Origin of the sequence: Sphaerisporangium sp. NPDC051011 (assembly GCF_040653595.1) — a bacterium.
Lineage (GTDB): Bacteria > Actinomycetota > Actinomycetes > Streptosporangiales > Streptosporangiaceae > Sphaerisporangium.
The window spans coordinates 34,119-46,799 of sequence record NZ_JBFAGG010000027.1; the positions used below are offsets into that span (position 1 = coordinate 34,119).

The 12,681-nt window shown below is 70.4% G+C and carries 11 protein-coding genes and 2 riboswitches; of the genes, 6 read left to right on the top strand and 5 right to left on the bottom strand.

What is annotated here, in order from left to right; translation table 11 throughout:
* Positions 1-41 precede the first annotated feature (41 nt).
* A riboswitch (cobalamin riboswitch) is annotated at positions 42-134 on the bottom strand.
* 116 nt (positions 135-250) lie between these two features.
* Positions 251-2,596, bottom strand: coding sequence for a 5-methyltetrahydropteroyltriglutamate--homocysteine S-methyltransferase (gene metE, locus AB0H21_RS38685; RefSeq protein ID WP_358526702.1), 2,346 nt, complete (start codon positions 2,594-2,596; stop codon positions 251-253).
* Between the two features lie 150 nt (positions 2,597-2,746).
* Positions 2,747-2,889, bottom strand: a riboswitch (cobalamin riboswitch).
* Positions 2,890-3,043: 154 nt separating this feature from the next.
* On the opposite strand from metE, the gene cobF reads away from it, so the two are divergent.
* Positions 3,044-3,817 (top strand): precorrin-6A synthase (deacetylating), encoded by a 774-nt coding sequence (cobF, locus tag AB0H21_RS38690; RefSeq protein ID WP_358526703.1) that lies wholly within the window; start codon positions 3,044-3,046, stop codon positions 3,815-3,817.
* Here cobF and AB0H21_RS38695 read toward each other — a convergent pair.
* Positions 3,814-5,088, bottom strand: a complete 1,275-nt coding sequence (locus AB0H21_RS38695) for an MFS transporter (RefSeq protein ID WP_358526704.1) — start codon at positions 5,086-5,088, stop codon at positions 3,814-3,816. The genes cobF and AB0H21_RS38695 overlap by 4 nt on opposite strands.
* 82 nt (positions 5,089-5,170) lie before the next feature.
* Positions 5,171-5,650 (bottom strand): GNAT family N-acetyltransferase, encoded by a 480-nt coding sequence (locus AB0H21_RS38700; protein ID WP_358526706.1) that lies wholly within the window; start codon positions 5,648-5,650, stop codon positions 5,171-5,173.
* Positions 5,651-5,676: 26 nt separating this feature from the next.
* Here AB0H21_RS38700 and AB0H21_RS38705 point away from each other — a divergent pair, with 26 nt between their 5' ends.
* The 5 genes from AB0H21_RS38705 to AB0H21_RS38725 all read left to right on the top strand — a co-directional run bounded on the left by AB0H21_RS38705 (position 5,677) and on the right by AB0H21_RS38725 (position 8,340).
* Positions 5,677-6,201: a CGNR zinc finger domain-containing protein gene (locus AB0H21_RS38705; RefSeq protein WP_358526708.1), complete on the top strand. Its 525-nt coding sequence runs from the start codon at positions 5,677-5,679 to the stop codon at positions 6,199-6,201.
* A gap of 338 nt (positions 6,202-6,539) precedes the next feature.
* The gene (locus tag AB0H21_RS38710; protein ID WP_358526710.1) at positions 6,540-7,364 is read left to right on the top strand and encodes a TrmH family RNA methyltransferase; all 825 of its coding nucleotides are present in this window, start codon (positions 6,540-6,542) and stop codon (positions 7,362-7,364) included.
* A gap of 8 nt (positions 7,365-7,372) precedes the next feature.
* A complete protein-coding gene (locus AB0H21_RS38715) occupies positions 7,373-7,702 on the top strand; it encodes a hypothetical protein (protein ID WP_358526712.1) in 330 nt (109 codons plus the stop codon).
* Positions 7,703-7,718: 16 nt separating this feature from the next.
* The gene (locus tag AB0H21_RS38720) at positions 7,719-8,114 is read left to right on the top strand and encodes a hypothetical protein (RefSeq protein WP_358526745.1); all 396 of its coding nucleotides are present in this window, start codon (positions 7,719-7,721) and stop codon (positions 8,112-8,114) included.
* Between the two features lie 67 nt (positions 8,115-8,181).
* A complete protein-coding gene (locus tag AB0H21_RS38725) occupies positions 8,182-8,340 on the top strand; it encodes a hypothetical protein (RefSeq protein ID WP_358526714.1) in 159 nt (52 codons plus the stop codon).
* A 214-nt stretch (positions 8,341-8,554) separates the two neighbouring features.
* Here AB0H21_RS38725 and AB0H21_RS38730 read toward each other — a convergent pair whose 3' ends face one another.
* Both AB0H21_RS38730 and AB0H21_RS38735 read right to left on the bottom strand, forming a co-directional pair.
* A complete protein-coding gene (locus AB0H21_RS38730) occupies positions 8,555-12,004 on the bottom strand; it encodes a hypothetical protein (RefSeq protein ID WP_358526716.1) in 3,450 nt (1,149 codons plus the stop codon).
* 79 nt (positions 12,005-12,083) lie between these two features.
* Entirely contained in the window at positions 12,084-12,527 is a 444-nt protein-coding gene (locus AB0H21_RS38735; protein WP_358526747.1) for a substrate-binding domain-containing protein, read from the bottom strand.
* Between the last annotated feature and the right edge of the window lie 154 nt (positions 12,528-12,681).

Sequence of the window (12,681 nt, forward strand, 5' to 3'; positions counted from 1 at the left end):
GGGGGCCGCGTACCGGCGGTACGCGAGCGGAGGCAGGTATCCGGACTCGCGGGCGTCTCGCATCTGCCTACTGGCCGTCGCTTCCCAGGCCGTGGCCCAGTGCTTACGTGGACGGCGGTCGTTCCCGCTCACCGCTGCGGACCGGCAGGCCCTCGCCTTGGCCGGTAGATGGGCGAGGGCCGCTTCGTGAGCGGCGGCGGCCGGCCGAGAGCGCCGAGGCCGGCGCGCCGCGCGGCCGGCCTCGGAGCCATCAGGCGGACGGGTGGTTGGCGACTTCGGCGCGGATCTCCTTGGCCGCCGTGACGAGGTTCTCCAGGGAGGCGCGGACCTCGGGCCAGGCGCGGGTCTTCAGGCCGCAGTCGGGGTTGGCCCACAGCCGGTCGGCGGGGATGGCGGACAGGCCCTTGCGCAGGAGGGAGGCGACCTCCTCGACGCCAGGGACGCGAGGGGAGTGGATGTCGTAGACGCCGGGGCCGACCTCGCGGGGGTAGCCGGACCGGGCGAGTTCCTCGGCCACCTGCATGTGGGAGCGGGCGGCTTCGAGGCTGATGACGTCGGCGTCCATGTCGTCGATCGCGGTGATGATCTCGCCGAACTCGGCGTAGCACATGTGCGTGTGGATCTGGGTCTCCGGTCCCACCCCGGAGGTCGCCAGCCGGAAGGCCTCGGTGGCCCAGGCGAGGTAGGCGGGGCGGTCCGCGGCGCGCAGGGGCAGCGTTTCGCGGAGCGCGGGCTCGTCCACCTGGATGACGTGCGTGCCGGCGCCCTCCAGGTCGGTCACCTCGTCGCGCAGGGCGAGCGCCACCTGCCGGGCGGTCTCCCCGAGCGGCTGGTCGTCGCGGACGAACGACCAGGCGAGCATGGTGACCGGGCCGGTGAGCATGCCCTTGACGGGGCGCCCGGTCTGCGACTGGGCGTAGGCGGTCCAGCGCAGGGTCATCGGGTGGGGGCGGGAGATGTCGCCGGCGAGGATCGGCGGGCGCACGTACCGGGAGCCGTAGGACTGCACCCAGCCGTTGCGCGTGGCGATGTACCCGTCGAGCTGCTCGGCGAAGTACTGGACCATGTCGTTGCGCTCGGGTTCGCCGTGGACGAGCACGTCCAGGCCGGCCTCCTCCTGGAAGGCGAGGACCTCGCGGATCTCGGCCTCCATGCGCGCGTCGTAGGCGTCCTGGCCGATCCGCCCGGCGCGCAGGTCGGCGCGGGCGGCGCGCAACTCGCCGGTCTGAGGGAACGAACCGATCGTCGTCGTGGGGACGAGCGGCAGGCCGAGCCGGTCGCGTTGCGCCCGGGCCCGCTCGGCGTAGGGCTGCGCGCGCCTGGCGTGCTCCGCGGTCACGGCGCCGGCGCGTGCGCGGACGGCTGGGTCGCGGGTGAGGGCCGAGGTCGCCCGGGACCGCAGCGCCTCCCGGTTGTCGGCCAGGTCGACGGCGATGGCGCGGGTGCCGCGGTTCAGGCCACGGGCCAGGACGACGAGCTCGCGGACCTTCTGCCGGGCGAACGCCAGCCAGGGCAGGACCTCGGGGCTGATGTCGGTCTCGCCGGCGGTGTCCAGCGGGACGTGCAGGAACGAGCAGGAGCCGACGACGTCGACCCGCGCCGCCAGCCCGAAGAGGGTCGCCAGGGTGGACAGCGACCTCTCAAGATCGTTGGTCCAGATGTTGCGGCCGTCCACGACGCCGGCGACCAGCCGCTTGCCCAGCAGGCCCCCGGCCGCGGCCAGGTCGCCGAGGTTGGCGGCGGCCGGGCCGGTGAAGTCGAGCCCGAGGCCCTCGATCGGCGACCTGGCCAGCACCGGCAGCGCCTCGCCGAGGCGGTCGAAGTAGGTGGCGACCAGGATCTTCGGCCGCTCGGCATCGGTTAGGGCGCCGAGCGTCCGGTAGGCGCCGGTGACCGCTTCCAGGACCGCCTCCGGCTGCTCCTGGACCAGGGCGGGCTCGTCGAGCTGGACCCAGCGGGCGCCCGCCTCGCGCAGCGCCGCGAGCACCTCGGCGTACACGGGCAGCAGCCGGTCGAGCAGGGTGAGCGGGTCGAAGTCCGGCGCGGCGTCTGGCGCCGGCTTGGCCAGCAGCAGGTAGGTCACCGGGCCGACCAGGACGGGCCGGGGATTGTGCCCGAGCGCCAGGGCCTCGCGCAGTTCGCCCACCGGCTTGGACGGATCGGCCGTGAAGACGGTGTCCGGGCCGAGCTCGGGGACCAGGTAGTGGTAGTTGGTGTCGAACCACTTGGTCATCTCCAGCGGAGCGACGTCCCGGGTGCCCCGCGCCATCGCGAAATACCCGTCGAGCGGGTCGGCGTCGACGACGGGGCGATGCCGCGGCGGAATCGCCCCCACCATGACCGTGGTGTCCAGGACGTGGTCGTAGAGGGAGAAATCTCCGGTGGGCACCTCGTCCAGCCCGGCCTCGGCGAGACCGCGCCACACGCCGGCGCGCAGCCCGGCGGCGACGGTCCGCAGCTCATCAGCGGTGAGACGACCGGCCCAGTAGCCCTCGACGGCCCTCTTCAGTTCACGATCCGGGCCCTGGCGCGGGTAGCCGTACACGGTGGCCAGCGCCGTGGGCACCTCGGCGGGCGCTGTGGAACTCTCGGCCATGAAACTCTCCTTCGCGAGTCACGGGAGACCTCGGCGGATCCCCGGGCGAAGGCGTGGCAGACCGGACGGGCACACGCCCGCAGTCGTCCCGCCGGCCCTCCCACGAGGCCGTCGAACGGTCACCGCGCGCGGTCGCGCGCGGGCAGTGGCAGGTCTTCGGACTCGTGGGCGCCCATCTCGTGCCTACTGGCCGTCGCTTCCCAGATCCTCTCGATCGGATCCAGTGCGTGTGACGGCGGTCGTTCCCACTCACCGCTGCGGGGCAGTCCCGGACTCACACCGGGTTCCCTCTTGCGACGCGCCTGCCTGGCGGGCAGGGCGAACCGACTGCTCCAGCGAGTCTAGGGGGCGTCGGCGGCTCGGGGCGAGTGCCCCCGCACCGGACGCCTGGGCATCTAGGGGTGGGCCGGGGTGCTCCGCGACTCGATGAGGGAAGGAGGCAGACTCGTGCGGGTGAAGCACATCCTCATCATCGGCATCGGCGCCGGTGACCCCGACCACCTCACCATCCAGGCGGTCAAGGCCATGGCCCGCGCCGACGTATTCTTCCTCCTGGACAAGGGCGAGGTCACGCACGACCTGGCCGACCTGCGGCGGGACCTCATCGGCGCGCACGCCCGGCACCCGTACCGCGTGGTCGAGGCCGGCGACCCCGAGCGCGACCGCACCGCCGCCGCCTACGGCGCGGCCGTCGAGGACTGGCGGGCCCGCCGGGCGCGGATCTGCGAGCGGCTCGTCCGGGACGAGCTGGCCGACGGGCAGACCGGGGCGTTCCTGGTCTGGGGGGACCCCGGCCTGTACGACAGCACGCTGGCCGTCGTCGAGGAGATCCTCGACCGTGGGGACACCCGCTTCACCTACGAGGTCGTCCCGGGGATCAGCAGCGTGTCCGCGCTGGCCGCGCGCCACCGCGTGAGTCTGACCCGGGTCGGCCGGCCGGTGCACGTCACCACCGGCCGCCGCCTGGCCGAGGACGGGCCCACCGCCGATGACGTCGTCGTCATGCTGGACGCCCACGGCGCCTTCGACGGCCTCGACGGCGACTTCCACATCTACTGGGGCGCCTACCTGGGCACCCCCGACGAGATCCTCGTGGACGGACCGGTCGCCGAGGTCGCCGGCCGCATCCGCGAACTCCGCGACGAGGCCCGCCACCGCAAGGGATGGATCATGGACACCTACCTGATCCGGCGCCTTCGCTCGGAGCCGTCAGATGCCTAGAGGGTGGTCGTCCGGTGCCGGGAGGCGTCTGGTCGATGATGACATCCGACGCGGGCCGTGACCATCAGAGCGACAGCGGTCATCGCGGAGAGCAGGCCCCAGGCTGGTGTGAAGCCGCCGGTCAGGTCCTTGAGCAGGCCGAGAGCCGGCGGCGCCGAGACGACGGCGACCTGGTTGACGGCCATGGCCGAGCCGAGGGCGAATCCCGTCCTGCCCGGAGGTGCCGATTCGGCCAGATAGGCGACCCAAGGGCCGTACCAGCCGATCCCGAAGAATCCGAGCCAGATGAACAACAGGCAGGCCGCCGCAGGCGACCGGCCCAGGGGAGTCGTCAGCGCCGTCATCCCCATCGTTACGGCGACCATACAGCTCACGACCCAGGCGTAACGTCCCGACCTGCTGCGATCGCTCCAAGCTGCCAGACAGATGCGGCCGGCGACGCCTGCCCCTTGGGTCGCCACGAGGACCAGGGCCGCCTGGCCTGCTCCGACAGAGGCGACCTCGTGGAGGTGGAGCACGGTCAGGACGCCTACCCCGCTGTGCACAGAGACCAGGCTCATCCCGGACAGGATGATCCTCATCATGGATGGTTCACGCAGCAGCCGTAGCCGTGCGCCGAGCGGCGACCTGAGCGAAGCCTGCGGCCCGGTGTCGTGGGGACCATCGTCTCGTGGAGCGCTTCGGGTAGGCGGGCTGCGGTAGAAGCACATGAAGACGACGGCGCCCAGCAGCGCGACGAGCGCGCCGGCCATGAGCGTAGCTCGCCAGCCGAGAGAAACGGCGAGGGAGGGTAGCGCGGCCGCGGCGAGTACGCCGCCCAGCGGCAGCCCTGCCTGGCGGATCCCCATCGCCAATCCTCGCTGGGACGAGTCAAACCAGGACGCCACAGATTTGCTGCCGCCGGGCTGAACGGGGCTGTATCCTGCGCCGACGATCAGCAGGACGATTAGTACCGATATGTATCCCGGAGCCAGGCTTCCCACACCCAGGCTCACGGCGATGACACTGGCGCCGATGCCGACGACCCAACGCTCGCTGTAGCGGTCCAGTAGTTCCCCGGCCACCAGCAACCCGGCCAGGGGGACCAGTTGGGCCGCTGAGAGCAAGAGACCCAGCTGAGTCGTGCTCAGGCTCAGGTCGCGTTGCAGGTGGATGCCCATCGCCCCGATGCCTTGTACGAAGAAGCCGGAGGCGGCCTGGGTGAAGGTGGCGACGCCGAGGACGACCCACCGGTATCGCCACCTGCGCTGCGTGAGTCCGCCATCGCTCATCCGGTTCCCGCCTCGGACGACGCGTCGCGGGGCTGGTCACGGCAGGCTCGGCCGGCCGATCGCTCGGTGCGCCGGGAATTCGTCACGGACGCCAGCACAGCGCGGGATCAGGGTGGTCGATGAAGCCGAGCTCGCGGTAGAGCGGTTCGCCCTCGCGCGAGGCGTACAGGTCCACTCGGACGGCCTGCCGTTCCCGGAACCAGTCGAGAAGGCCCCGCATGATCGCGCGACTGAGGCCGCGCCGTCGATACGCCGGATCGGTGACCACGCCGATCACGTGTCCGATCCGGCCGTTCCGCGAGTGCGGACCCGGGAACCACTGCTCTATGGTGCCGATACCGCAGGCGGCAAGGCCGTCGTCGCCGTCCACGACCAGGATCCGCGCATCCTCCTCCATCAGCTTTTGCTTCAGAACCGTGGCAAGGGCGTCCCGCCAGCCGTTTTCTGCTGAGGAGGGGTTGAAGAAATCGCCGCCGAGGTCCTCGAACAGCAACGCCCGCAGGCGGACAAGTTCCGCGACGTCGTCCTCCGACGCCTGCCGTACATCGGTGTGGTGTGTCATGGCGACCAGACTGATGTAATGGTCTTGTGCACCTCAACCCTTACGGCGAGGATGCCGTGAACCTGGCCGCGGCCCTGGCCAACCGGCGACCGGAGACCGCCGGGGAACTCGCGGAGCGCTGTCGCGCGGCCGGGCTCGTGCTGGAGCACCCGGTCACGGCGCAGGACCTGGATCGTGTCCATGCCGTACTGGACGCGTGGGAGAAGGTCGTCGACGCCACCGACGAGCACGAGCGTGCCGGACTGGTCAACCGAATGCTGGCGGAGTCCGCGGCCTACCCACGGCTGACCGACCACGCGGGTAGCGGCTGGCACCTCCACTACCGCGACGATCGGCAGACGCTCGGCTCGGTGCTGTTCGCACTCATCTCCGTGGGTACCGCGCTGCACCTGGTGGGGCGGGGCATGCACCGCCTCCGGCGATGCGCCGTGAACGAATGCGCCACGATCTTCGCCGACACCTCCCGTACCGGGCGGCAGCGCTACTGCTCCCAGCGGTGCGCCAACCGCGACGCGGTACGCCGGCACCGTGCGAGCCGCGCGGCCGGTTGACTCGCCGAATGGATGCGATCACTCGATGCGGACGGGGACCATTCCACAGCCTTCCGCCCACCCAAGCGCGTCACAGGCGTCAGCCCTCATTACGTACTGGTCCACCCTCCGGCTGCGGTCACGGGCGGGAAGGATCCGATGGACGGCCGTCAGGCTGCTGATCTGTTATGTGCGTTCGATGCCGTAGCTGCGAGTAGCACCAAAGCGGGCAAATGGAGTTTAAGGGGAAGTGTGGCGCGCGACCTCCGGGACTGCTTTCCGAGAAATGGAATCAGCCACTAGGTCGTGGTGTGGGAAACTGGGCGTTTGCTGGTGGAAGACGAAGATTGGGGCGCCGGGTGGGGGGTGTGCTGCGGGTTTCGCGGCCCAACGCGCAGTTTCAGCAGTGGGAGGCGCTGTCGCGGAACCGGAACAGGCGGCAGCGGGCGGGGGAGTTTCTGGTGCAGGGCGTCCGGCCGATCAGTCTGGCGGTGGAGCGCGGCTGGCCGGTGCGGGCGCTGATTTATGACGCTGAGCGGCCGTTGTCGCGGTGGGCGGCCGGGATGCTGGAGCGGGCCGGGGCCGACCGGGTGGCGATGGCGCCCGAGTTGCTGCGCCAGCTGAGCGGCAAGGAGCAGGAGGTCCCCGAACTGGTGGCGGTGGTGGCGCTGCCGACCGATGATCTGTCGCGGATCGCGGTGGTGCCGTCATTCGTGGGAGTGGTCTTTGACCGGCCGACCGGGCCGGGCAACATCGGCACGTTGGTGCGTTCGGTCGATGCGTTCGGCGGCGGGGGGCTGATCGTCACCGGGCATGCCGCTGATCCGTACGATCCCAAGGCGGTGCGCGCCTCCACCGGGTCGCTGCTGGCGGTGCCGGTGGTCCGCGTCCCCTCGCACCGCGAGGTGCTGGAGTGGGTGCACCGGGAGCGGGCGGCCGGTCATCGGCTGAGCGTGGTCGGCACCGACGAGAACGGTGCCGCCGACATCGCCGAGGTCGACCTGACCGGCCCCACACTGCTGGTGATCGGGAACGAGACCTCCGGGCTGAGCGCGGGCTGGCGGGAGGGCTGCGACGTCATGGCACAGATCCCGATCGGTGGCGCGGCCAGTTCGCTGAACGCCGCATGCGCCGCCACGGTGGCGCTGTACGAGGCCGCCCGCCAGCGTGGCCGCCGGTCTTAGGGGAGCCAGTGGCCTACCGTTACGCGGTCGTCCGGGAGAACCACGAGGATCCGGCCAGCGGCGGGGTGCTGCATTCGGCACCCGGGTTTCCCGCTTTCCCGGTGCGGCTGGCCAGCGAGATGTTCCAGCGCGCCTTGGCGCTACACGGGAAGAGTGCGGCCCTGGTGTGGGACCCGTGCTGCGGCAGCGGTTACTTGCTGACCGTCCTCGGGCTGCTGCACCCCCGGCAGATCACCGGAGTGCTCGCCTCCGACATCGAACCCGAGGCGTTGCGTCTGGCGGAACAGAACCTCGGCCTCCTGAGCCGCGCCGGGTTGTTCTCGGGCCGCCGATCTTGACGAGCGCGCCGGACGCCTGGACAAGCCCTCCTATGCCGCGGCGGCGCGTGCGGCCCGCCGGCTCGCACGCGGACTGCCGACCGAGGGCGGCCAGGTGCCGCACGCCGTGCGCCAGGCCGACGTGTTCGACCCCGACCAGCTTTGCCGGGTGCTGGACGGCCGCCGTCCCGGCCTGGTGGTCACCGACGCCCCCTACGGGGAGCAGACCGCCTGGCGTGGCCCCGACGGCGAGTCCGGGGTCGCGGGCATGCTGCGGGCGTTGGGGGCGGTGCTGCCCGAGGAGGCCGTGATCGCCGTCGCGGTCCGCGGCCGCCGGCTGCGGTTGGACGACGGACCGCGTGCGCAGGCGTCGTTCCGGATCGGCACCAGAGCCGTCGGGCTGTTCCGCGCCCGGTCCGCCGCAGCCCGCTGATCGCTCGGCACGTCGACCGCCCGGCGTGCCGGAAAATCCGGTGGACGGCGCCGATAACGTTCCCAGTATGCAGGTCATCGATATCGATCGCTTCGTGACGGACGGGTTCGCCAAGGTGGAGGCGGTCGTGCCGCGCGAGGTCGGCGACGCGGCCCGGGCGCTGCTGTGGCAGCGGATCGGGCTGTCGCCGGACGACCCGGCGGGGTGGTGTGGGCCTCGGACCTGACCGGCGAGCGGCCGTTCGGACAATTCGTGGCCAGCCCGCGCCTGCACGCGGCCCCGAGACGGTGCTCGACGTGCTCGGTACCTTCAGCGACACGGTCAAGGCGAACAAGTCGAAGATCGACCTCGGCAAGACGTACACCACCGAGTTTCACCAAGGCCGCCCAGTAACGGCAGACGGCCCCGGACCGTCGGGTCCGGGGCCGTCGTCGGCTCTGCTAGACGGTGTGCCGCAGGACGATCGTCAGGTTCTTGGTGCTGGCCGGAACCCGGACCGTACCGGCCTTCTGGTCGATGACCGCACCCTTGGCCGACACGTTCACGATGTTGTCCCGCAACGCCGGCAGCTCGACGCTGTACGCCGCGACGTCCGACACGTCACCGCTGAACTGGATCAGCACCGCCTTGCCGGCCGTCTTCAGCTGGTAGCCGACCCGGCCGCCGCTCTGCACCGGGTACCGGTCGAGCCCGATCTTCTGGCCGGTCCGGAGCCACTCGTTCGGTACGCCGCGGCCGATGATCAGCGACCCGTCCGACTTCTCGGCGATCAGCGAGTCGAACAGCACCTTGGTGGCGGTCGACTGACCCCACATGTGCTGGTTCGAACCGCCGCCGCCCCGGGCGTGGTCGATGTCCCACGGCGAGCTCGCGCTCGGGTAGTCGACGCCCTCCCACCAGCCGAACGGACCGCTCATCGCCTTGTCGATCATGTACTGGTAGGCCTTGATCCCCAGGTCCCGGTACTGCTCACCGCGCAGCGCGGAACTGCCGTACCCGGCGTTGTACGCGCTGGAGAAGTACCCGTGCGGGTAGCCGCCGAAGTTGTAGATCGAGTCCGAGATGTCCTTACGCCGGTCGAAACCGTGCGTGTAGGTGGCGTCGATCTTGTCGATCATCGTGCCGGTCTGCTCGGCGCCGAACAGGTAGCCGTCCCAGGCCCACCGGCCGAACAGGAACATCGAGGCCCAGTTCGCGTCCCGCGGGTCCTTGCGCGGACCGGTCTCGTTCGGCTCGACCATCGAGATCGGGATGTAGTCCAGCCCGTACTGCTGCATGGTCTGGTCGATCCGGTCGGTCGCGACCTTCAGCAGGTCGTCGTACTCCGCCTTCGCCCACGCCGCCTCGTCGGTCTCGCCGAGCGCCGTGGCCAGGTACCGGTAGGTGGTCAGACCAGTGAGCGCCGACCAGTTGTCGATCGTCCAGTACCCGCGCGAGTCGATCGCGTCGGTCTGCTTGATGATCCCCTTGCCGCCGTCGATCCGGTCGGTCTCGATCGTGTGCGTGTTCTTCTTGATCGTCTCGAACCGGCTGCGGACGAAGTCCTTGTCACCGGTGCGCTGCAGGTACAGGGCGTACGGCCAGCTGTACTTCCACTTCGCGTCGTCGTACTGCAGCTGTGCCGGCAGCGTGGACAGGTAGTCCTTCGCGTACGTGAAGTCGCCGATCGTCAGCAGCGTCGACACGATGCCGATCGTGTCGTGGTCGAACATCGTGTCGTACCCGTTCTCGCCGACGTGCAACTGCTTCTCACCGTTGACGTCGTCGCGGATGATCAGCGTGTAGATGTAGCCGGCCTTGTACGCGTTGATCAGCCGCTTGTCGGGCAGGTCGGTGATGTCCGCGATCGCCGACAGCCGGGTGTTCCAGTACTGGCGCATGTGGGCGTAGTGCTGGTCGAGGCCACCGAGCTGCTGCAGCTGTGTCGCGGTCGGCCAGTCGTACGTGCCGTCGAACCGGTCGGCGGCGACCGCGTAGTCGCGGACCACGGTCCGGCCGGCGTCGATCGTCGTCACGGCCGGGTCGGCCGCCGCGTTCAGCGGGGTCAGCTGGTTCGAGACCCGGGGCAGCCGTACCTGCTTCGCGGTCGTGTTGGTGACCGTCATCCGCGAGTACGCGACCTCGAAGCGATTGCCGCCGACAACGACCAGGTCGGCGAAGTTCTGCACCTTCAGGCGGAGGCCGTCCTTGGCGTACTCACTGACGAACGCCGGCAGGTAGCCCTCGGCGTTGTACCACTTGATCTTGCCCGGGATGTTCGGGACCCCGAAGGTGATCATCGCGTTGCCCCGGCTGCGCAGCCGGTAGCTGCCGTCGATGAACGCGATCGGCGCGTTCAGGTCGCCCTCCCAGCCGAACGACGAGGTGAGCCCCGGGTTCGTCACGCTGGTGTACTCGGCGTTGGCCGCCGACGACACGGCCTCGTCGAAGGCTGCCTTGAACAACAGGTACGACAGCCGCAGCTCGTCGCGCTGGGCCGAGTTGTTCGCGAGGGTCGACTTGGCCGAGGTGATCTCGCTGTCCAGCTGCTTCAGCGCGGACGCGGTCGCGGCGTACACGTCGGCGGCACCGGCCTGGGTGAGCAGGTCCTGGGTGAGGCGGCGGTAGCCGTCGGCCGACGTACTCGCCTGGGCCACGCCCGCGAGGGTGACGTTGCCGGAGCCGTTCGTCTTGCGGAGCAGCTGCGCACTGATCTTGGCGGAGTCGCCGGCGCCGAGGGTGAGGTCGAACATCCTGGTGACCGAGGCGTCGGTGCTGACCAGATCCGTACTCACGAACGTCGGCGTGGTCGCACCGTTGAGGTAGACCGAGATCTTCGCCGTGGCGCGCCAGGCGCCGGAGACGAAGCGCACCGTACGGCCTTCGGCCGCGGCCGGGACGGTGAGGTCGTAGCCGTATGGCGCGGTCAGGTCGACGTTCTGGCTCGCGCCGTCGGCGAAGAAGATGCCGCCGTGACGCGTGCCCGGCTCGGCCGCGGTCGGCGTACCGTTCGTCCACGAGTAGCTGACCGGGTTGTCGTTCTGGGCGCCGATCGCGCCGCCGGCCTGCCGGTTCGTGACTGCCAGCCGGGGCGTCGAGTCCGGGACGCCCGTACGGCGGTTCACCGTCGAGCCGTCGAGGTGCAGCCAGTCGACCGGGCCGTCGGCGGTCAGGTTCATCGAGACCGGTGCGGCGGTCGCGGTCAGGCTCGGGTCGGCCGCGGACTTGACCAGCGAGAGTGCGGCGGCGGACAGCGACAGGTTCCCGGCCGCCTGGAGCTTGGAGGCGAACTTGGCCGTGACCATGACGCCTTTACCCGGGCGGATGGTCACGCTGTAGCGCTTCACGGCCGCTGTCCCGCCGGCGGTGATCGGCGTGGTGTACGCCGTACCGCTGCCGTCGGCCGCTGCGACGGTGACGGCGCCGGTGGCCTGCCAGATCCCACCCACGAACACCAGGCGCCGTGGCGAGTCCGCGGCGGGCACCGTGATCCGGTAGCCGGCGTCGTGGGCGGTCGTGTCACCGACGGTCGTGGTGTCGTAGTTGAAGACACCGCCGGTGGTGACGCCCGATGCCGAGGTCGGTGCGGCACCGTCGGACCAGCCGAACGCGACCGGGCTGTCGCTCAGCTGGGTCCGGCCGCCGACGGGGTTCAGGTCGTCGACGGTGATCGACGGTGTCCCGGCCTTGCGGTCGACGCCGGACCCGGTGACATGCACCCAGTCCAGGTCGCCGTACGTGGTCAGGTCCATGGCGCCGGCGTTCGCGCGGCCGCTCGGGAGGTTCTCGACGTTCACCACGAACGGGTCGGCCGGCGGCGCTGCCGCCGAAGCTGTGGAGGTGGAGACCACTGAGGTCACCACGAGTGCCCCAGCGGCGACGGCCGCGAGCACTCTGGGTCCGGCTCTCATCTTGTGTCCCTTCAGGCGGTTGGCACAGTGACGCGCGCCGGAGCAGCGACTCGGGCGCGTGCCGGGAGTTCGGTCGGTACTACGGCTCGCGGGTGCGCGGTCCGGGGAGGCTGGAGCCGCGGACGATCAGCTCCGGTTCCAGCAGTACGTGCTGTGGGTCGCGGGGATCGCCGGCCATCAAGTGGTCGACGGCCTGGATCAGGTGCCGGCCGACCTCGTCGATCGGCTGGCGGAGCGTGGTCAGGCCCGGACTCACCAGGGCGGCGGTCGGCGAGTCGTCGTACCCGGTGATCGCGACGTCGACCCCGGGCCGCAGGCCGCGCTCGTGCAGCGCGCGCATCACGCCGAGCGCGAGCGTGTCGGACGCGCGGACCAGTGCGGTGGCGGGGGGGTGTTCAACGCATTCGACACCGACTGCGCCGACACCCCCGCCCGCTGTGCCACCTGCACCAACGTCACATGCCCATGCGGCGCGGGCCCCCGAGACGTGTGCTGCGGAACCATCGCCATCCCCTAGCCAGATATTTAACGTTAAAAAGACCTAAAAAGTCTGGCAGCAAGCTAGTGAGTCCTCCCTGCGCCGTCAAGGGGTCGACCCAGAGCCTGAAGTTTTAACGCTAAACAGTACAGAGCAGTCAGCTTCACTCACACACGCATCGACGTACGCCGGCCGTCGA